The 20,595-nt window shown below is 71.7% G+C and carries 17 protein-coding genes; 6 read left to right on the forward strand and 11 right to left on the reverse strand.

Going from position 1 to position 20,595, the window contains the following annotated elements:
* Window positions 1–94 precede the first annotated feature (94 nt).
* From ACZ4M8_RS05620 to ACZ4M8_RS05640, 5 genes are all read left to right on the forward strand, one after another.
* Window positions 95–589: an Lrp/AsnC family transcriptional regulator gene (locus ACZ4M8_RS05620; protein ID WP_345080140.1), complete on the forward strand. Its 495-nt coding sequence runs from the start codon at window positions 95–97 to the stop codon at window positions 587–589.
* Entirely contained in the window at window positions 574–1,953 is a 1,380-nt protein-coding gene (locus ACZ4M8_RS05625; protein WP_467603615.1) for an aspartate aminotransferase family protein, read from the forward strand. Before ACZ4M8_RS05620 ends, ACZ4M8_RS05625 begins: the two co-directional genes overlap by 16 nt.
* A 236-nt stretch (window positions 1,954–2,189) precedes the next feature.
* Entirely contained in the window at window positions 2,190–2,924 is a 735-nt protein-coding gene (locus ACZ4M8_RS05630; RefSeq protein ID WP_467603617.1) for an ABC transporter ATP-binding protein, read from the forward strand.
* Window positions 2,906–4,102: a hypothetical protein gene (locus ACZ4M8_RS05635; RefSeq protein WP_467603620.1), complete on the forward strand. Its 1,197-nt coding sequence runs from the start codon at window positions 2,906–2,908 to the stop codon at window positions 4,100–4,102. Before ACZ4M8_RS05630 ends, ACZ4M8_RS05635 begins: the two co-directional genes overlap by 19 nt.
* 686 nt (window positions 4,103–4,788) lie before the next feature.
* Complete coding sequence (locus ACZ4M8_RS05640; RefSeq protein ID WP_467603621.1) at window positions 4,789–5,751, forward strand: DMT family protein; 963 nt, start codon at window positions 4,789–4,791, stop codon at window positions 5,749–5,751.
* A gap of 162 nt (window positions 5,752–5,913) precedes the next feature.
* On the opposite strand, the gene ACZ4M8_RS05645 is transcribed toward ACZ4M8_RS05640, so the two are convergent.
* From ACZ4M8_RS05645 to rpsB, 9 genes are all read right to left on the reverse strand, one after another.
* Window positions 5,914–7,098, reverse strand: coding sequence for an ABC transporter ATP-binding protein (locus tag ACZ4M8_RS05645; RefSeq protein WP_467603623.1), 1,185 nt, complete (start codon window positions 7,096–7,098; stop codon window positions 5,914–5,916).
* Window positions 7,099–8,742 (reverse strand): ABC transporter permease, encoded by a 1,644-nt coding sequence (locus ACZ4M8_RS05650; RefSeq protein WP_467603624.1) that lies wholly within the window; start codon window positions 8,740–8,742, stop codon window positions 7,099–7,101. It lies immediately after the preceding gene.
* Between the two features lie 20 nt (window positions 8,743–8,762).
* Window positions 8,763–9,788 (reverse strand): thiamine ABC transporter substrate-binding protein, encoded by a 1,026-nt coding sequence (locus ACZ4M8_RS05655; RefSeq protein WP_467605243.1) that lies wholly within the window; start codon window positions 9,786–9,788, stop codon window positions 8,763–8,765.
* A gap of 321 nt (window positions 9,789–10,109) precedes the next feature.
* On the reverse strand, window positions 10,110–11,216 hold the full coding sequence (gene rlmN / locus ACZ4M8_RS05660) for a dual-specificity RNA methyltransferase RlmN (protein WP_467603627.1): 1,107 nt from the start codon (window positions 11,214–11,216) through the stop codon (window positions 10,110–10,112).
* A 465-nt stretch (window positions 11,217–11,681) separates the two neighbouring features.
* Window positions 11,682–12,914 carry a phosphatidate cytidylyltransferase gene (locus tag ACZ4M8_RS05665; protein WP_467603629.1) on the reverse strand — a complete coding sequence of 411 codons (1,233 nt, stop codon included), beginning with the start codon at window positions 12,912–12,914 and terminating at the stop codon, window positions 11,682–11,684.
* Window positions 12,914–13,471 carry a ribosome recycling factor gene (frr, locus tag ACZ4M8_RS05670; protein WP_467603631.1) on the reverse strand — a complete coding sequence of 186 codons (558 nt, stop codon included), beginning with the start codon at window positions 13,469–13,471 and terminating at the stop codon, window positions 12,914–12,916. The genes ACZ4M8_RS05665 and frr overlap by 1 nt, the downstream gene beginning before the upstream one ends.
* Window positions 13,472–13,644: 173 nt before the next feature.
* Window positions 13,645–14,418 (reverse strand): UMP kinase, encoded by a 774-nt coding sequence (gene pyrH, locus ACZ4M8_RS05675; protein ID WP_399085181.1) that lies wholly within the window; start codon window positions 14,416–14,418, stop codon window positions 13,645–13,647.
* 210 nt (window positions 14,419–14,628) lie between these two features.
* Window positions 14,629–15,465 carry a translation elongation factor Ts gene (gene tsf / locus ACZ4M8_RS05680; RefSeq protein WP_467603632.1) on the reverse strand — a complete coding sequence of 279 codons (837 nt, stop codon included), beginning with the start codon at window positions 15,463–15,465 and terminating at the stop codon, window positions 14,629–14,631.
* 98 nt (window positions 15,466–15,563) lie between these two features.
* On the reverse strand, window positions 15,564–16,421 hold the full coding sequence (gene rpsB / locus ACZ4M8_RS05685) for a 30S ribosomal protein S2 (protein WP_345080183.1): 858 nt from the start codon (window positions 16,419–16,421) through the stop codon (window positions 15,564–15,566).
* 1,285 nt (window positions 16,422–17,706) lie between these two features.
* Between rpsB and ACZ4M8_RS05690 the strand changes: the two genes are divergently transcribed.
* The gene (locus ACZ4M8_RS05690) at window positions 17,707–18,558 is read left to right on the forward strand and encodes a murein hydrolase activator EnvC family protein (RefSeq protein ID WP_467605246.1); all 852 of its coding nucleotides are present in this window, start codon (window positions 17,707–17,709) and stop codon (window positions 18,556–18,558) included.
* A 141-nt stretch (window positions 18,559–18,699) separates the two neighbouring features.
* Here ACZ4M8_RS05690 and ACZ4M8_RS05695 read toward each other — a convergent pair whose 3' ends face one another.
* Window positions 18,700–19,239, reverse strand: coding sequence for a TetR/AcrR family transcriptional regulator (locus ACZ4M8_RS05695; protein WP_467605248.1), 540 nt, complete (start codon window positions 19,237–19,239; stop codon window positions 18,700–18,702).
* A gap of 409 nt (window positions 19,240–19,648) precedes the next feature.
* Entirely contained in the window at window positions 19,649–20,485 is an 837-nt protein-coding gene (gene whiG / locus ACZ4M8_RS05700; RefSeq protein ID WP_467603634.1) for an RNA polymerase sigma factor WhiG, read from the reverse strand.
* Window positions 20,486–20,595 lie beyond the last annotated feature (110 nt).

The raw sequence follows: 20,595 nt of genomic DNA on the forward strand, positions 1-20,595 counted from the left end.
ATGGCAACGGAATCAGTGTAAAAACGATCGCGACGCAACTGATTTCATCGCCAAAGGGTTGCAAGACCGACGAGGCTCGTGCACAGTGAGGGACGTGGCCCCCCGCAACAGTCACGAGCGACGTGACAGAACCGGCACCCCGTCGTCGATCGACTCCGTCTCCCTGGCGATCATCGAGCAGCTCCAGGAGGACGGGCGCCGTCCGTACGCCGCGATCGGCAAGGCCGTCGGCCTGTCCGAGGCGGCCGTACGCCAGCGCGTACAGAAACTGCTCGACCAGGGCGTGATGCAGATCGTCGCCGTCACCGACCCCCTCACGGTCGGCTTCCGGCGGCAGGCGATGGTCGGCATCAACGTCGAGGGCGACCTCGATCCCGTGGCCGACGCCCTCACCGCCATGGAGGAGGTCGAGTACGTCGTCATGACGGCGGGCTCCTTCGATCTCCTGATCGAGATCGTCTGCGAGGACGACGACCACCTGCTGGAAATGATCAACAAGCGGATCCGCACGCTGCCCGGCGTCCGGACGACCGAGAGCTTCGTGTACCTCAAGCTCCGGAAGCAGACCTACACATGGGGAACGAGATAGCAATGAGCGCCGACCTCTCCAAGACGGCGTACGACCACCTGTGGATGCACTTCACCCGCATGTCGTCGTACGAGAACGCCCCCGTGCCGACGATCGTGCGCGGCGAGGGAACCAACATCTACGACGACAAGGGCAAGCGCTACATCGACGGCCTCGCCGGCCTCTTCGTGGTCAACGCCGGTCACGGACGGGTGGAGCTGGCCGAGACCGCCGCCAAGCAGGCGCAGGAGCTGGCCTTCTTCCCGGTGTGGTCCTACGCCCACCCCAAGGCCGTCGAGCTGGCCGAGCGGCTGGCCGACTACGCCCCCGGCGACCTCAACAAGGTCTTCTTCACGACGGGCGGCGGTGAGGCGGTCGAGACCGCCTGGAAGCTCGCCAAGCAGTACTTCAAGCTCACCGGCAAGCCGATGAAGCACAAGGTGATCTCCCGCGCGGTGGCCTACCACGGCACCCCGCAGGGCGCCCTGTCGATCACCGGCCTCCCGGGCCTGAAGGCGCCCTTCGAGCCGCTGGTCCCCGGCGCGCACAAGGTCCCCAACACCAACATCTACCGCGCCCCGATCCACGGCGACGACCCCGAGGCGTTCGGCCGCTGGGCCGCCGACCAGATCGAGCAGCAGATCCTCTTCGAGGGCCCCGAGACCGTCGCCGCGGTCTTCCTGGAGCCGGTGCAGAACGCCGGCGGCTGCTTCCCGCCGCCCCCCGGCTACTTCCAGCGGGTGCGCGAGATCTGCGACCAGTACGACGTACTGCTCGTCTCCGACGAGGTCATCTGCGCGTTCGGCCGCCTGGGCACGATGTTCGCGTGCGACAAGTTCGGCTACGTCCCGGACATGATCACCTGCGCCAAGGGCATGACCTCGGGCTACTCCCCGATCGGCGCCTGCATCATCTCCGACCGCCTGGCCGAGCCGTTCTACCAGGGCGACAACACCTTCCTGCACGGCTACACCTTCGGCGGCCACCCGGTCTCGTCCGCCGTGGCGCTCTCCAACTTCGACATTTTCGAGCGCGAGGGCCTCAACAAGCACGTCCTGGAGAACGAGGGCAACTTCCTCTCCACCCTCCAGAAGCTCCACGACCTGCCGATCGTCGGCGACGTCCGCGGCAACGGCTTCTTCTACGGCATCGAACTGGTCAAGGACAAGGCCACCAAGGAGTCCTTCAACGAGGAGGAGACCGAGCGCGTCCTGTACGGCTTCCTCTCCAAGGCGCTGTACGACAACGGTCTGTACTGCCGCGCCGACGACCGCGGTGACCCGGTCATCCAGCTCGCGCCGCCGCTCATCGCCGACCAGTCGGTCTTCGACGAGATCGAGCAGATCCTGCGCACCGTCCTCACGGAGGCGTGGACCAAGCTCTGACCCTCCGCGCCTCTTCCGGTCCCCTCCGGTCCGGCGCCGAGCAGAAGCTTGCACAATCGAAGATCGCACGGCCCGAATTCGCTCAAGAGAAGCCATAGGAGTGAATTCGGGCCGTTGTGCATGCCGAGCACCGAATCATCAGGGTCCGCAGTCCTTACCGTGCCAGTGACCGATACCCTCCATGGTCGTTCACCCGGTCGGGGGAACGAACGGATGCGAACGCAAGAGGTGCGCAGATGGTGGCCCCGCCTGACAACGACATTCTCTGGGCCCGCGGCCTGCACCACAGTTACGGCGCCGGTGTCGCACTGGCCGGAGTCTCCCTCGGCGTCCGCGAGGGAGAGATCCTCGCCGTCACGGGCCCGCGCGGCAGCGGCAAAACGACCTTGCTGCGCTGCCTGTCGGCCCAACTCGCCCCGGCCGAGGGCGAGGTGTGGTTCAACAGTTCACCGGTGCACACCCTCGCCGCCCGTCACCGCGAGCGGCTGCGCCTGGACCGCTTCGGCTGGATCGACACCCAGCCGCACCTCGTCCCCGAGCTGACCGCCTGGGAGAACGCCGCCCTGCCGCTGCTGCTGCGCGGCGAGGGCGGCCGCACCGCGCGGAACACCGCCGCCGAGTGGCTCGACCGGCTCGACGTCGGCGACTGCGCGCGCCGCCGCCCCGCCCAGCTCGACCAGTCGCAGCGTCAGCGCGTCGCCATCGCCCGCGCGCTGGCCACCACACCGCAGGTCCTCTTCGCCGACGAACCGACCGCGCCGCTGCACCGTGCGGACGCCACGCAGGTCCTGCGCACCCTCACCACGGCGGCCCGCTCGCACCAGATCACCGTGGTCCTCGCCACGCACGACCCGGAGGCGGCGCCCCTCGCCGACCGCACCGTCGCTCTCCTCGACGGCCGCCGGGCCTCCGGCGGCGCCGTCTCCGCCCCCGACGCGGAAAGCAGGGCAGCGTGCTCGCTCTCCGTCTAGCCCGCGGCACGCACCCCCTGGTGCTGGTGCGGCGCACCGCCGTCGCCGCGGCGGCCGGGGGCACCGGGTTCCTCCTGCTGGCCACCCTCGGCCACGCCACCGCGCACCCCGCGGACTCCGGACAGGCCGCGGTGCGGCTGCTGTGGTGCCTGGCGCCGCTCGCCGCGACGGCGCAGCTCGCGGTCGCGGTGGCGCGTACGGACCCCGCCGCGCGGCTCCAACGGGGCATGGCGGCGGCGGGGTTGGGGCCGTTCCGGCTGACCCTGCTCGCCGCCGTCTCCACCGGGCTCTCCGGCGCGCTGGGCGTCTTCGCGGCGCTGCTGGTGTTCCTCCGGCTCCGGGGTGGCCTCGGCGCCACGCCACAGCCGAAGGTCGCGACGGAGTTGCTGGGTGCGGGGCACCCGCTGCCGGTCGCCGGCACCGTGCTGCTGCTGGCGCTGGTGCCGCTGGTCATGGCGGGGGCGACCGCTCTGGCGCTGCGTCCGCGTGAGGACGCCCCGGCCTCGCGGCCCGCGTCCGCGGAGCCCGGTGACGGCGCGGACGGGGCGTCCCGCACGGCGCCCGCCGCCCCGTCCGGTCTGCCGTGGGGCATCGCCCTGACGGCGGTCGGGCTGACCGTCGAGACGTACGCGGGCCGCGGTACGGCGGCGGGTTCCGGCCTGCTGCCGCTGCCGGGTCGCCTGGTGGGGAGCCCTCCGGGCGTCCTGGCGGGCTGGACGCTGTCCGCCGTCGGGCTGGTGCTGGCGGGCCCCGGTCTGGTGCATCTGTGCGGGCGGTTGCTGTGCGCGGGCCGTCCCGGAGCGCTCCGGCTGCTGGCGGGGCGGGTGCTCCAGGAGGAGGCCCGGCGGATCGGCCGCCCCGTCGGGGTGCTGTGCGCGGTGGCGTCCGGCGGCTACGCCGCGGTGAAAGTGTTCCGCGCCGCCCCGCTGGAGACGTTCGGGCCGCTGACCGCGGTCGGCGCGGCCGTCGTCCTGGGCTGTGTCCTGGCGAGCGCCCTGGCCGCCGGACTGGAGTCCCGTACCGCGCGGGCGGACGCCACCGCCGCCCTGCGCAGGCTCGGCGCCCCGGCCGCCCTCCTTCGCCGCGCCGCCACCCTCCGCGCCACCGCCCTCCTCCTCGTACTGACCCCCCTGACCTGGGGCGTCGCCGAACTCGCCACAGTGCCTCTGGTCCGCTGAGACGGGGGCGGGTGGCCCGCTGCGACGGGGGCGGGGCCGGGTGCCTCTGCGGCATGGGGGAGGTGAGGGGCGTGCGCGTGAGCGGGGGTTGAGTAGCCGGTTGAGAAGTGGCGGACGCGGGGCGCCGGGGGAAAGGGGGCCACGCCGGGTGAGAGGCCGGGCGGGGCGTGGGGCAGGGAACGGCCCGCCCGGAGCCAGCGGGCGCCGGGCCTGCGCGTCATGCGCCGTGCGCCATGCGCCAGGCGCCATGCGCCATGCGGGCAGCATCCGCTGTGTAGGCGAACCCTATGTGGTCATCCGGCCGCGGATCGGCGGATGCGCTCGCCACCCGCCTCGCCGCCGACAGCTCCGGGCGGAACCACGACGGCTCCCGGGCCGGGGGCCACACCGTTGGTGCTGGTCGACCGGGGCACCGGGTAGAGCGGCGGCCGGGCGGCCCCTCGCCGGTGGGCCGCCCGACGACGGCGCGGCTCGGGCCGGTCGGCCCCGTGGACGAGGTCCCGGACCCGCTCGCCCGCCTCTCCCCGGGCGGAAAGTCCTGGCCCGGGGGTATCCGGCCGCTCCGCCGAGGCAACCCCGGCGCCGGGAAACACGTCTGCATGGCCGGGTAACGCAGTGGTGAGATGCACGCCCGCGGTACCGGGGCGTCGCACGGTGCGGCGGGCGGCGCGCGAACGGAGCACGTGGTGATCATCGGTCTTGTGACCGCCGTGGCGGCCTCCGCCTGCTACGGCGCGGGGTCCGTACTGCAGGCGGTGGGCTCGCGCAGGTCCGCCCGCCAGGAAGCGGCCGCCGCCCCTTCCTCCGGTGTGACGCAGCACGGCGGCCCCAGCCTCTCGTCAACCGCGAAGGCCGCGGTGACCTGGGAATTCCTCGTCGGTACCGGCCTGGACTTCCTGGGTTTCGCGCTCGGCGCGCTGGCCGCACGGCTGCTGCCGCTGTTCCTCTCCCAGACGGTGATCAGCGCCAACCTGGTGATCACGGCGCTGCTGAGCATCAAGATGCTGGGCATCCGTCTGAACCGGCCCGAGTGGGCGTCGATCGCCGTGGTGTGCTCGGCACTGGTGCTGCTGGCCACCGCCGCGGGGCATGAGGGCGGCGGCGCCACGCCGCTCGCCTCCCACTGGTGGCTGCTGGCCGCGTCCGTGCTGCTGATCGGTGTCGGCACCCTCGTCGTCCGGCTCCTGGGCGCCAGCGCGGCCATTCCCGCCGGTCTGCTCTCCGGGCTGGGCTTCGGCGCGCTGGGGATCGGCGTACGCGTCCTGAACGGCGTCGCTCCGTTCGATCTGCCGGCGCTGCTGGGCGACCCCGCTCTCTACGCGATTCTCGTGGCGGGCATCGGCGGCATGTACCTGCACACCGTGGCGCTGCAGATCGGCTCGGTGAACGGTGCGACGGCGGCGCTGGTGGTGGGCGAGACGGTGGTGCCCGGCGTCCTCGGAGTGCTGTGGCTCGGCGACGCCTCCCGGCCGGGCTTCGCCTGGGTGGCTGTCCTCGGCTTCGTGATCGCGGTCGCCGGAGCCGTGGCCGTCGCCTGGTTCGGCTCCCCCGAGACGGAGCCCAGCGCGCTTCCCGCGGCCAGCGCGGACGACGCCCCCGACACGGCGGATACGAGGCCGAGCCGGCCCGAGGGCGTGGCGAGCCGCTGACGCGGCGGGTCGCGCGGCTCCGCCGCGAGGCAACGGCCCCACGGGAGCCGCATGGGGCGCCGGACCACCGGCCGCCGGGAGCGGCCCTCTCGGAGGCCCCATGCGCGCTGCCCCAGGCGTGCCCGGTCCCATGCTCCGCACGGCCCGGCTCGCAGCCCCCCGTTACTCGGACTGCCCGCCTACCGCTCCACCACCGTCCGGGGCCTCGCAGCCCGGGGCTCCGGACGGCGGGGCTCCGCCGGCCGGGCTTCCTTTCCCCTCCGCCCCCAGCAGCACCACGTCCTCAGGGACGAACCGCACCCCCACCCGCCGACCGGGCTCCGGGGCGTCACCCAGCGCACACGCCGCCTCCAGCTGCGGACCGCGCTCCGGCTGGAGCAGGAGAGCCACGTGGGTGCCGCGGAAGGTCCGGGAGGTGACAGTGCACGGCAGCCCCTCCTCGGGCGGTGTGAGGCGGACACCGGCCGGGCGCACCAGCAGGCGGCACGCACCGTCCTCCGCCCCGTGGTCCTCCGCCCCGCGCGGCGGCAACGGCACCTTGCCCCAGGGCGTCTCGGCGGCCCCGCCCCGTACCGTCGCACCGACCACGTTGTCGAAGCCGAGGAACCGGGCGACGAACTCGGTGGCGGGGTGCTGCCAGACCTCCAGCGGGGTGCCGGTCTGCGCGATGGCGCCGTTCTGCATGACGACGACGCGGTCGGCCAGCGCGAACGCCTCCCCCTGATCGTGGGTGACGGCCAGGACCGTCGTGCCCAGCGTGCGGAAGAGGGTACGCAGTTCGACGACGAGGCGTTCGCGCAGCCCGCGGTCGAGCTGCCCGAGCGGTTCGTCGAGCATCAGCAGCCGGGGGCGCGGGGCGAGGGCGCGGGCGAGCGCGACCCGTTGCTGCTCGCCGCCGGAGAGCGAGCCGACGGCGCGCCGTGCGGCGCCCGGCAGACCCACCAGGTCGAGGAGTTCGGCGACGGTGCGGTCCTGCTCCGTGCGGCGCGCCCCACGCATCCGCAGGCCGAAGGCGACGTTGCCGGCGACATCGCGCTGCGGGAACAGCTGGTGGTCCTGGAACATCAGGCCGACGCCACGCCGGTGTGTGGGAATCCGTGCCTGGTCGCGCCCTTCGAGGAGCACCCGTCCCGAGTCGGCCGGCTGCAGTCCGGCGACCACCCGCAGGAGGGTCGACTTGCCGCTGCCGCTCGGTCCGAGGACGCACACGATCTCCCGGTCGGCGATGCCCAGGTCCACGGCGTCGAGCGCGGCGGGCGCCCCGTGCCCGCCGAAGCGGACGGTCACCCCGTCCAGCCGCAGCAGGTCCCGGTGCCCGGTGACCCGGTCCGTGGTGGTGGCGGTCATCTAGAACTCCCCGGTGTGGTCGGTGCGGAGGCGCTCCAGGGCGAGCAGGGCCCCGGCGCACACCACCATCAAGAGCGTGGACAGAGCCATCGCCTGGCCGTAGTTGAGCTCCCCGGCGCGGCCCAGCAGCCGGGCCACGGCCACCGGCAGGGTGGGGTGGTCGGGACGGGCGATGAACACCGTGGCGCCGAACTCGCCGAGGGAGACGGCGAAGGCGAAGCCCGCGGCGATCAGCAGGGCGCGGCGCACCATGGGCAGGTCGACCTCCCGCCACACGCGCCACGGGGAGGCGCCCAGGACAGCGGCGGCCTCCCGGAGCCGGCCGTCGACGGCGCGCAGAACCGGCAGCATGGTGCGGACGACGAACGGCACACCGACGAGGGCCTGCGCGAGCGGCACCAGCCACCAGGAGGAGCGCAGGTCCAGCGGCGGCTTGTCGAGGGTGATCAGGAAGCCGAAGCCGACGGTCACCGCGGACACCCCGAGCGGCAGCATCAGCAGCGCGTCGAGACCGCGGGTGAGGCGGCCGCCCCGTCGGGTGAGCGCGGCGGCGGCGAGCCCACCGATCACCAGCGCGATGGCGGTGGCAGCGGCGCCGTAGGCCAGGGAGTTCCACAGCGCGTCGAGCGGGGCGACCGCGAAGGTGCTGTCGGCGGACGCGGCGGAGCCCAGCGTGGTGTAGAAGACCGTCCCGTAGCCGTCGGGTCCGGCGAAGGAGCGTACGACGAGGATGACGAGCGGGGCCACGAGGAGCACCACGATGACGGCGACGGTGCCCCACAGCAAAGCCCACTGCCCGCCGCCCCGTGGGCGGTGCGTGGTGCGGGCGGCGTCGACGAGGCGGAGGGTCGTCTCGCGGCGGCGCACCGTCCAGGCGTGCAGAGCCAGCAGGCCGAGCACCGCGACGAACTGGATCATGGTCAGCACGGCGGCGGTGGGCAGGTCGAGAAAGTCGGCGGTCTGCCGGTAGATCTCCACCTCCAGGGTGGAGAAGGTGGGGCCGCCGAGGATCTGCACCACGCCGAACGACGTGAAAGTGAACAGGAAGACCATCAACGCGGCCGCGGCGACGGCGGGGCCGAGCGCGGGCAGCGTCACCCGGCGCCATGCGGCGAACCGCCCCGCGCCGAGCACCCGAGCGGCCTCCTCCTGCCGCGGGTCGAGCTGGCCCCACAGGCCGCCCACGGTGCGGACGACCACCGCGTAGTTGAAGAAGACGTGCGCCAGCAGAATCGCCCACACCGTGGTGTCCAACCGCACCCCCCACAGGTCGTCGAGGAGCCCGCCACGGCCGACCAGCGCGAGGAAGGCGGAGCCCACGACGACGGTGGGCAGGACGAACGGGACGGTGACGACGGCGCGCAGCAGCTGCTTGCCGGGGAAGTCGAAGCGGGCGAAGACGTACGCCCCGGGGAGGGCGACGAGCAGCGTCAGGCCGGTGGAGGCGGCCGCCTGCCAGAGCGTGAACCACAGGACGTGCAGGATGTCCGGGTCGCCGAGGACGGCGGTGAGCCGGCCGGACTGCCACCGGCCGCCGTCGGTGAGTCCGCGGCCGACGATCGCCGCTACGGGGTAGGCGAAGAACAGCGCGAAGAAGACGAGGGGCAGGGCCAGCAGCCCCATGCGCACCGCCGTGGCGCGCATGGGGCGGCGGCCCCGTGCGGTTACTTCAGAACGAGCGAGGACCACTGCTTGATCCACTGCTCGCGGTGTGCGGTGATCGTCTCCGGTGCGATGGTCGCCGGCTTGTCGATCGTCGCGCCGTACTTGGTGAACAGCGCGGGTACGGCGGCGTCCTTGCGTACCGGGTTGACGAACATCTGGAGCGGCATGTCCTCCTGGAACTTCCGGCTCAGCAGGAAGTCCAGCAGCGCCTTGCCGCCCTTCTCGTTCTTGGCGCCCTGGAGCAGACCGCCGAACTCGATCTGGCGGAAGCAGGTACCGGTGGCCACGCCGGTCGGCGCCTGCTTCGGTTCCGGCTTCTTGCCGAGCACCTCGACGGGCGGACTGGAGGCGTACGAGACGACCAGCGGCTTGTCGCCCTTGCCCTTGCCCGCGGCGGAGCCGGAGAACCGTTCGTTGTACGCCTGCTCCCAGCCGTCGACGACCTCCACGCCGTTCGCCTTGAGCTTCTTCCAGTAGCTCTGCCAGCCGTCCTGGCCGTACGCGGCGACGGTGCCGAGCTGGAAGGCGAGCCCCGGTGAGGACGTCGCGGAGTTCTCGGTGACCAGCAGGTTCTTGTACTCCGGCTTGATCAGGTCGGCGAAGGTCTTCGGCGGTGTGAGGTGGTGCGCGGTGAAGTAGGCGCGGTCGTAGTTGACGCAGGTGTCGCCGTAGTCGAGCGGTGTGACGCGGTGCCCGGCCTTGTCGAGCTGGAGCGCGTCCGGCACCGTGCCGAGGTCCTTCGCCCGGTACGGGGCGAAGACGCCCGCCTTGAGTCCACGGGAGAGCAGGGTGTTGTCGATGCCGAAGAAGACGTCGCCCTGCGGATTGTCCTTGGACAGGATCGCCTGGTTGACGGCCTTGCCGGCGTCGCCGCCCTTGAGGATGCGGACCTTGTAGCCGCTCTGCTTCTCGAAGTCGGCGAGCACCGATTTCGAGGCGTTGAACGAGTCGTGGCTGACGAGCGTGACGGTCTTGGCGTCCGCCGCGTCATCGCCGGAGCTGCCGCAGGCGGCGAGCCCGCCCATGGCGACGGCGGTGACCACGACGGCCGCGGTGGCTCTGCGGCGGGTGGTGAGGCTGGTGTGACCCACTGGTGTCCTCCTGGCTGGCCAGGAAGAGACGCGGCCCCGTGCGGTGCCGCACGGGGCGCGTCGGGACGCGTGCCATGCGGCACCGCACGGGGCGCAACAGCATGAGTGATGACCGAACTTCCTACCCGGAATGACCCGGGCGAGGTTCAAGGGTCTGCGGGCCCCGTATCGCTACGGTCTCTCCGCACTCTCAGCGCTGTGGCGCTCCCCTGTCGGAATGTGCATTTGTTCGATCACACGGTACCAGCGCGCGGGTCAGCGCTCCGAGGCGGCGAGCTGCCCGCAGGCCCCGTCGATCTCCTGACCACGGGTGTCGCGCACCGTCACCGGCACACCGTGCGCCTCGATGGCCCGGACGAACGCCCGCTCGTCCTCGGGCCGCGAGGCCGTCCACTTCGACCCGGGCGTCGGGTTCAGCGGGATGAGGTTCACATGGACGCGCCGCCCCTTGAGCAATCGCCCGAGGAGGTCACCGCGCCATGCCTGGTCGTTGATGTCACGGATGAGGGCGTACTCGATGGAGATGCGGCGGCCGGACTTCTCGGCGTACTCCCAGGCCGCGTCGAGCACCTCGCGGACCTTCCAGCGGGTGTTGACCGGCACCAGCGTGTCGCGCAGCTCGTCGTCGGGGGCGTGGAGCGAGACCGCGAGGCGGCATTTGAAGCCCTCGTCGGCGAAGCGCAGCATCGCCGGGACCAGTCCGACCGTCGACACGGTGATACCGCGCTGCGACAGCCCCAGTCCGTCCGGCTCGGGATCGGTGAGCCGCCGGATGGCGCCGACGACCCGCTTGTAGTTGGCGAGCGGCTCCCCCATGCCCATGAACACGATGTTGGACAGCCGCGCGGGGCCGCCGGGCACCTCTCCGTCGCGGAGCGCCCGCATGCCGTCGACGATCTGGTGGACGATCTCCGCCGTCGAGAGGTTACGGTCCAGGCCGGCCTGCCCCGTGGCACAGAACGGGCAGTTCATACCGCACCCGGCCTGCGAGGAGATGCACATGGTGACGCGGTCGGGGTACCGCATCAGCACCGACTCGACGAGGGTGCCGTCGTGCAGCTTCCAGAGGGTCTTGCGGGTGGTGTCGTCATCGCAGGAGATGTGCCGCACCACGCTCATCAGCTCGGGCAGCAGCTCCGTCGCCAGCTTCTCCCGCGCGGCGGCCGGGATGTCCGTCCACTGCTCCGGGTCGTGCGCGTACCGCGCGAAGTAGTGCTGCGACAGCTGCTTGGCACGAAACGGCTTCTCCCCGATCGCGGCCACCGCTTCGCGGCGCTCCGCAGGGCTGAGATCGGCGAGGTGCCGCGGGGGCTTCTTGGCCCCACGCGGCGCGACAAAGGTGAGTTCTCCGGGCTTCGGCATGGTGCATCCAGTGTCGCAGACCCCCGGGGTGGGCCGGGCCGCCCCGAAGGTGGGGGCGGTCACCCCGGGGCTGGGGGCGGTCCCCCCGGCACGCCCGGGGCGCGGGCGGGCCCTGAGCCGGGGCACCGGGTCCCACGGAGAGGTACGGCGCATGGGGCGAGGGGGCCTCGTAGCGGTTCCCGCGAGCCCGCCCCTTGCCTCTGCGTCGCGGCGCCGCATGGGGCGCGCCGCAACGAGGTCCCCGCCGAACATGCGCTGCGGCACGGGGCGCCGCCACAGGGGGCATCGGCCCTATGCCGCCGCCCCGCGCACACAGTCCAGCACCGGTGCCCCGCCCCATGCCACGGCCCCGCCCACCCGCCCCGGTTCGTATGCAATGCGCAGGCCCCTCATCAGCAGCTTCCCGCCGATGAGGGGCCTGCGTCATGCCGAGGACACGGTGGTGTCAGGCATGGGGCGCGGGTGTCATCCCGTACCCGTTCCCACGAAGATCACGAAGAGCAGCCAGACGACCGGCGCGGTGGGCAGCAGGGAGTCGAGCCGGTCCATGATGCCGCCGTGACCGGGGAGCAGGGTGCCCATGTCCTTGATGCCGAGGTCCCGTTTGATCATGGATTCGCCGAGGTCGCCGAGGGTGGCGCTGGCGGCGACGGCGAGGCCCAGCAGCAGGCCCTGCCACCACGCACCGCCCTCGATCAGGAACTCCATGCACAGCGCGCCGGCGGCCATCGCGAACAGCACGGCGCCGACCAGGCCCTCCCGCGTCTTGCCGGGACTGATCCGGGGCGCCAGCTTGTGCTTGCCGAACCGCCATCCCACGGCGTACGCCCCGGTGTCGCTGACGACGGTGAGCAGCAGGAACGTCAGCACCCGCTGCGGGCCGTCCGCGTCGGCGGCGAGCATCAGGGCGACGAAGGTGGCGAGGAAAGGGACGTAGAACGCGGTGAACACGCCCGCGGTGACGTCCCGGAGGTAGTTCTCGGGTTTGCCCGTCATCCGCCACACCAGGACGGCGAGGGCGGTGAGCGCCATCGCCGTCCACGCGCCGCCGGCCCCGCGGACGTAACCGGCGACCACCATGGCGACGCCGCCGACGGCGAGGGGGATCAGCGGTACCTGGATGTCCTTGCGTTCCGCGAGGCGCGTGGTGAGCTCCCACAGGCCCACGACGACGGCGACCGCTATCACGCCGATGAAGACGGGCTTGTAGACGAAGAGCGAGGCGAGGATGACCGCGCCGAGGCCGACGCCCACCCCTATCGCGGCGCGCAGGTTGCGCCCCGCGCTCTTCTTCCTGGGCTTCTCCGGCTCCGTCGGATGAGGCTTCTGCGGCTCCGTCGGATGAGGCTTCTGCGGCTCCGTCGAGCCGTCGGGCCCGGGGGAACCGGGGAAAGGCGTGGCCATGGGCTCCTGCGGCTTTTCGTCGCGGAACAGGGGGCCGCTCAGGCGAGTGGCCCCCTGGTCGTCCCGGTGGTTCGGGTCATCCCGGGGGCCCCGGTGGTCCCGGTCGTCGTCCTGGTATCGGCCGGTGCCGGGCGCCACAGGCAGCGGGCGGGTCCGGGCGGCCGCTGCCCCGTCAGGTGGGTGTCCCGCCGCGGCGGGGGACGCCGCCCCGTGCGGCGCGGGGGCCGCCCCGTGGTCCGGCGCCGGCCCCCATGGACCGGCGCCGGGCGAGGCCCCCCAGGATGACTCGTTCATCAGACCTCGAGGAGCTCGGATTCCTTGTGCTTGAGCAGCTCGTCCACCTGCGCGACGTACTTCGCGGTGGTGTCGTCGAGCTCCTTCTCCGCGCGGCGGACCTCGTCCTCGCCGGTCTCCTTGTCCTTGACCAGCTTGTCCAGGTTCTCCTTGGCCTTGCGGCGGACGCTGCGGATCGAGATCTTCGCGTCCTCGCCCTTGGTCTTGGCGACCTTGATGTAGTCCTTGCGGCGCTCCTCGGTCAGCTCCGGGAACGTCACGCGGATGATGTTGCCGTCGTTGCTCGGGTTGACCCCGAGGTCCGAGTCACGGATCGCCTGCTCGATGTTGCGCAGGGCGCTCTTGTCGAACGGCGTCACGACGGCCATCCGCGGTTCCGGGACCGAGAACGACGCCAGCTGGTTGATCGGCGTCATCGCACCGTAGTAGTCGGCCACGATCTTGTTGAACATCGCCGGGTGCGCACGCCCCGTGCGGATCGCGGCGAAGTCCTCCTTGGCGACCACAACGGCCTTCTCCATCTTCTCCTCGGCTTCGAGGAGGATCTCTTCGATCACCACTTGCTCCTGGTCTTATTCGTAAGAAGCAGAGCCTCGCCCCTGCCGCGCGTCCACTCCTGCACGGTGTCCGACCGGCAGGCGGTTGTCCATCCCCGTGCCGGTCTCGTCCCCGTGCACGGGCGCCGTGGGGCGCGGGGCGACGCCCCGTGCCCGCACGGCAGTTGGGGCCGTCAGGCCCGGGTGTCCTGATCGCTGACGAGCGTGCCGATCTTCTCACCCTTCACCGCACGCGCGATGTTGCCCTCGGCGAGCAGTTCGAAGACGAGGATCGGAAGCTTGTTGTCGCGGCACAGCGTGATGGCGGTGGCATCGGCGACCTTCAGGTCGCGGGTGATGACCTCGCCGTATTCGAGAGCGTCGAACTTGACCGCGTCGGGGTTCTTCTTCGGGTCGGCGTCGTACACGCCGTCCACGCCGTTCTTGCCCATCAGCATGGCCTGGGCGTCGATCTCCAGGGCGCGCTGGGCGGCCGTGGTGTCCGTGGAGAAGTACGGCATGCCCATGCCGGCGCCGAAGATGACGACCCGGCCCTTCTCCAGGTGCCGCACCGCGCGCAGCGGGATGTACGGCTCCGCGACCTGCCCCATGGTGATGGCGGTCTGGACGCGGGAGTCGATGCCTTCCTTCTCCAGGAAGTCCTGGAGGGCGAGGCAGTTCATGACCGTGCCGAGCATGCCCATGTAGTCGGAGCGGGCCCGGTCCATGCCGCGCTGCTGGAGTTCGGCGCCACGGAAGAAGTTGCCGCCGCCGATCACGATGGCGATCTCGTAGCCGTCGCGGACCACGGCGGCGATCTCGCGTGCGATGGCGTGGACGACGTCGGGGTCGACGCCCAGGCCGCCACCGCCGGCGAACGCCTCGCCGGACAGCTTCAGCAGGAAGCGTCCCTTCCCGCCACTGTCGGGATTGCCGGTTTTATCCGAGCCGTCGGCACCGTGGTTCATGTGAAGCTCTCCTCGTACACATACGAAGGAGGCCATTGCCGTGGGTCTGGTCCAGATCCCTGTGCGGCAATGGCCTCCTCGTCACATCTGCGGCCGGCCGGGGTGCGGCCGACTGCGTACGACCCTAACGGGCCGCGGGTCATTCGCTGCCCTGCGCCGGGCGGGCGGCCGTGGCGGCCGGCCTCGATGGCGCGGGGCGTTCCGGCTCGCTCAGATGCCGACCTTGATGCGCGAGAAGCGCTTCAGGGTGACACCGGCCTCCTGGAGGACCTTCTCGACCGACTTCTTGTTGTCGAGCGCGTACGGCTGGCCGAGCAGCGTCGCGTCCTTGAAGAAGCCGTTGAGGCGACCCTCGACGATCTTCGGGAGGGCGGCCTCGGGCTTGCCCTCGGCGCGGGTGGTCTCCTCGGCGACGCGGCGCTCGGCCTCGACGACCTCGGCCGGGACGTCCTCGCGGGAGAGGTACTTCGGCGCGAAGGCGGCGATGTGCTGGGCGACGCCCTTGGCGACCTCGGCGTTCTCCTTGTCGAGCTCGACGAGGACACCGATCTGCGGGGGCAGGTCGGGCATGGTGCGGTGCATGTAGGCCGCGACGTAGCCGCCGGAGAACTGCGCGAAGCGGTCCAGGACGATCTTCTCGCCGAGGTTGGCGTTGGCCTCGTCGACGAACGCCTGGACGGTCTTGCCGGCCTCGATCTCGGAGGCGAGCAGCGCCTCGATGTCGGCCGGGGAGGTCTTGGCGACGTGCACGGCGATCGCGTTGGCGACGGCCTGGAACTTCTCGCCCTTGGCGACGAAGTCCGTCTCGCACTTCAGCTCGACGAGGACGCCGGAGGTCTTGTCGTCGGCGATCAGGGAGACCACGGCGCCGTTCTCGGCGGAGCGGCCCTCGCGCTTGGCGACGCCCTTCTGGCCCTTGATCCGCAGGGCCTCGACGGCCTTGTCGACGTTGCCGTCGGCCTCGTCCAGGGCCTTCTTGCAGTCCATCATGCCGGCGCCGGTGAGCTCGCGGAGCTTCTTGACGTCAGCGGCGGTGTAGTTCGCCATGATCTGTGAATCTCTTCTCGAAAGTCGAAAGATCTACGGGTGGACGGCGGGGGCGGCGCTTGTGGCACCGTCCCCCGCCGTCGTCAACCGGTCTGAGGTCAGGCCTGCTCGGCGTCGGCCGCCGGCTTCTCCTCGGCCGCGGCCTCGGCGGGCTTCTCCTCGGCCTTGGGGGCCTCGTCGGCCTTCTTGTCGCCCTCGAGCAGGTCGCGCTCCCACTCGGCGAGCGGCTCGCCGGCCGCCTTCTCGCCCTTGGCCTCGGCGCCACCGGAGCGGGCGATGAGGCCCTCGGCGACGGCGTCGGCGATCACGCGGGTGAGCAGGGTGACGGAGCGGATCGCGTCGTCGTTGCCCGGGATCTTGTAGTCGACCTCGTCGGGGTCGCAGTTGGTGTCGAGGATCGCGACGACCGGAATGTTGAGCTTCCGGGCCTCACCAACGGCGATGTGCTCCTTCTTGGTGTCCACGATCCAGACGGCGCTGGGCACCTTCTGCATCTCGCGGATACCGCCGAGGGTCTTCTCCAGCTTGGCCTTCTCGCGGGAGAGGACGAGCAGCTCCTTCTTGGTGAGGCCGGACGCGGCCACATCCTCGAAGTCGATCTGCTCGAGCTCCTTCAGGCGCTGCAGGCGCTTGTAGACGGTCGAGAAGTTGGTCAGCATGCCGCCGAGCCAGCGCTGGTTCACGTAGGGCATGCCCACGCGGGTCGCCTGCTCGGCAATGGCCTCCTGGGCCTGCTTCTTGGTGCCGACGAACATGACCGAGCCGCCGTGGGCGACGGTCTCCTTGACGAACTCGTAGGCGCGGTCGATGTACGACAGCGACTGGAGCAGGTCAATGATGTAGATGCCGTTGCGCTCCGTGAAGATGAAACGCTTCATCTTCGGGTTCCAGCGGCGGGTCTGGTGCCCGAAGTGGACGCCGCTCTCCAGCAGCTCCCGCATCGTGACGACGGCCATGGCCGTACTCCTTGTGTTTCTCGGTTCCACTGCGGCCGGTCGGCCGCGGTGCCTGACGCCCCGACGCGCCTGCCGGGGAGGGAACCTTGCGGAACCGTCCGAGGACCGAGGGGCGCGGCCACCGTGCGGCCCGATGGGGACTGAAGCACTGGCGGCGGGGCGTGCGAAGTCGACCCGGTGACCCGGATCGCCACCAGAAGTGTACGGGACGGCCGACGCGCTCAGCGACACGCGCCTTCCGCGCGGTGCCGCCCCGTGCCGCCCCACCTGCACCGGCTCCCCCGGCCGACCCAACCGGCCCCGTTGCCGCCCCATGCCAGGCCGCGCCGTGGGGCGGCATGGGGCACCCGACGAGGGACCGCGGCCAGGGCGGCTCTTCCCCGGCGGGCCTTGGCCGTCATCGCGGAGCCGAGTCTTGACGGCATCGCGTAGGGGGCGCGTGTTGTCACTGCGGCGACCATCGCCAGGGGGAAGAGCCCGCGAGGTGGTGTGGCGTGGGGCGCGCTGCACCACGCCGTTGATCGGGGCCTCGTGTGGCTACGCGTCCATTTGCGCCCACGCATCCAGGTGTACGAGCGCGGGGCACGTACGAAGGTGTGCGTCGTCGGCTGCGGAGCTGGAGCGCCGTCGCCGAGGGTGAGGATGCTGAGAAGTTCCGACGGCTCGGACACGCGTGTCGTGCAGGGTACGGCTCCTCACCGGATCGGGTGAGGAGGTTGTCCACAGACCCCGGGTTACCCACAGTTCTGGTCCAAGATCCCCGCGCTCGTGCGGACTGCGTCACCGTCGGTCCATGCGACTTCTCCCGTCTCTCCCCTGTCTCGGCTCTCTCCTGGGCCGTCTCCGTCTCTCGCCCTCTTCCGCGTCCGGCGCGCCGGGGCTTTCTGCGTCCTCGCCAGGAACTCAAGGGACTCATAGGCCGCCGGGCGCACTGGGCGTTCGCCGTCCCGATCCGCGGGGTGTACGGCGGTGCCGCACCCGGTCACCGCGGTCGGGCGCGTTCCTGCTACGCGGTCGGGCCCCGAACATCCTTGGCGAGGCAGCGGCTACCCGAGCCCGCGTGACTGCTCGGGCAGCGAACAGGAGCGGCTCGTTCGGTGTGGCGGCGCATGGTGGCCGGTTGCATGCGCCTGGCCGGCCCGGCTTCGCGGGGCCCGTACGCGCCGCACGACGGGAGCGCCGATCGGCGTCGGCACACGATCTTTCCGCCCAGGTGTCGGTGCCCGGGGCCGCGCGGCGGCGCGGTTCGCCGTACTCACCGACCGGCGGTGCGGTTAGGCAGGTCATGAGGGCTGCGGACAAGGGGGCGCTGACCACTCTCGTGGCGTTCGCGGTCTTCGTGGGGCTCGCCGCGCTCACCGGTGTGGCCGTTGCTCGGGCGGGAGGGGGCGGATTGTCGGAGGAGTCCGTAGCCGTTCCGCAGGCTGTGGAATCCTCGGCCGCTGCTTCCGGTGACCGTGCCTGGCCGGTGGGTGACGCGGCCGGGCGCCGGCCCACGGTGCTGCGTGGTTGGGAGCCGCCGCCCGCCCCCTGGGCACCGGGCCACCGCGGTGTCGATCTGGCGGCGGCCCCCGGCGCGACCGTCCGGGCCGCGGCACCCGGCGAGGTCACGTTCGCCGGAGTCGTCGCAGGGCGGGGTGTCCTGACCATCCAGCTGTCCGGGAGCGGAAAGCCGCCGCTGCGGACCACGTACGAGCCGGTGCGCGCTTCGGTGCGTAAAGGTGACCGGGTAATCGCGGGTCAGCCCGTAGGCGTCCTCGAGCAGCGGCCGTTCCACTGCCATGAGCCGTGCCTGCACTGGGGTCTTCTGCGCGGAAAGACCTACCTGGACCCGCTCACCCTGCTTCCCCCGCGTATGTGGCAGGGCGGGCCGTCGCGGCTGCTCCCTCTGACCGGGTTAACGATTCCGCCGGACATGGCCTTGGCGGATGACGGCCGGTCCGGGCGGGGCGGGCGAGAGCTGGTGGACCGCCTGGTTCGCAGGCCGGGCGACCTGCAGACTTCGCCCGGTGGAAGTTCATACCGCCTGACGGGCCGTGTGAGGCAGGGCGGCGAGGTGGGCCGGGGCAACGGGTGGACGGGGCCAGCAGGGTCGGCCGCTCGGAAGCCCGCCGACCGGCGGGGCGGCGCGCCCTGAGCGCCGGAGAGTGAGGCGAGGGGCGGCGAGGGGGCTGAGGCCGTTGGACCGAAGCTCGCGGTGGTGGCGGTGGTGGGTGGGCGAGGGGAGGGGAGGGGGGAAGCCCCGGACCGAGGCTGCCAACCCCCACAGCTCCTCCCCTCAGCCCCGCACCCCCCGCAGCGCCATGGAGACGGCTGCTTCGGTGACTTCTTCGGGGTTTTCCGCGGCGCCGAGTTCGATGCGGCGGACGGCGGCGTCGACGACTCCTTGGAGGAGCATGGCGGCCAGGCGGGGCTGCGCGTGGCCGAGGCCGGCGAGCGCTTCCACGATCATGGCGATGAGTCCGCCGTGGGCGGCCCGGATCTTCTCCCGCGCCCCGGCGTCCAGCTCTCCTGCCGAGATGGCGACGACCGCGCGGTGGCGTCGGTCGCCGACCAGGGCGAGCTGGCGTCGTACGTAGGCCTCGATCTTCGCTTCGTCGGTGTCGGCGTGCTCCATGGCCGCCTCGACCTCCGCCGCCCATACCGGGAAGTCCACGGCGCACAGCTCTTCGACGACGGCGGCGCGGGAGCGGAAGTATTCGTACACGGACGACCGCGCGAGGCCGGTGCGCTCGGCGAGTGCGGGGAAGGTCAGGGCTTCCGTTCCGCCTTCGGACAGCAGGGTGCGGGCGGCGTCCAAGAGGGCGCCGCGCTGCATCGTTCGGTGCTCGGCCACTGAGGCCGCTCGAATCCTGGGCACCCGACCACTCTACGGATGGGCGGCGCCGAGCGGCACTCCGCATCGGGTCAACGGCGGGGCGCACCGCTGCGGCGACAGGCTCGCCCGTGCCCCGGCGACCGATCCGCCACCGACGATCCGGCCCGCAGACCGGGAGGTCCGGCTGACGGGATGCCCCGGGCCGCGCAGAGGGCGGCCCGGCGGTCAGGCAGCGGACCCGTCCCGCCCCGATGGACGACGCGGCAATGTGATCACCGGGTCTGACGAGAGACGCGTCAGCCCACCCGCAGCGAGCCACGGTGCGCTTTCCCTCCGAGCCGCAGGTCGCTCACGCCGCGAGCCGCACCGCCGAAACACGCTCGCGCCTACGGGTGGGCGGCTGCCCGGCTCACCGTCCCGCGTCGGCGAGTTTGGCCCGTAGCTGGAGGACCGACTTGGTGTGGATCTGGCTGACCCGGCTTTCGGTGACGCCGAGGACGTTGCCGATCTCGGCGAGGGTGAGGCCCTCGTAGTAGTAGAGGGTGACGACCGTCTTCTCACGGTCGGGCAGGGTGTTGATGGCGCGGGCGAGCAGCCGTCGCAGTTCGCGGTCCTCGGCGATCTCGACGGGGTTGTCGGCGGCGGTGTCCTCGAGCGTGTCCATCAGGCTCAGGCGTTCGCCGCCGTCGCCCCCGGCGTGCAGCAGTTCTTCGAGGGCGACGACGTTGGCCAGGGAGAGCTGGCTGAAGACGCCGTGGAGGTCTTCCAGGGAGATGCCCATCTCACGGGCGACCTCGGGCTCCGAGGGGGTGCGCCGCAGTTGGGCTTCGAGGGTCGCGTAGGCGCGTTCGACGGCGCGGGCCTTCTGCCGTACGGAGCGGGGGATCCAGTCGAGGGCGCGGAGTTCGTCGATCATCGCGCCGCGGATGCGGGTGATGGCGTAGGTCTCGAACTTGATGGCGCGTTCGGGCTCGAACTTCTCGATGGCGTCGATGAGTCCGAAGACGCCGGAGGAGACGAAGTCGGCCTGTTCGACGTTGGAGGGCAGGCCGACGCTGACGCGGCCGGCGACGTATTTGACGAGTGGTGAGTAGTGCAGGATCAGCTGTTCCCGCAGGCGTTCGTCGCCGGTTCGCTTGTAGGAGCGCCAGAGATCGTCGAGCGCGCTGGGGGCGGCGGGGCGCACGCCGGCGCGCGCGGCAGGTGGTACTGCCGCGCGATCAGAACCGGAGGTGTGCTGGGGCATTCGTCGCCTTGAGCCGTTCTGCCGGGACACGGGTGGATGGGTGGGCGGGCTGGTCGGGTGTGAGCGTAGCGTGACTGAAGCGTCGCTGTGTGCGAGGGCGTGTGGTTCGG

This window comes from Streptomyces sp. NPDC027185 (assembly GCF_055567035.1).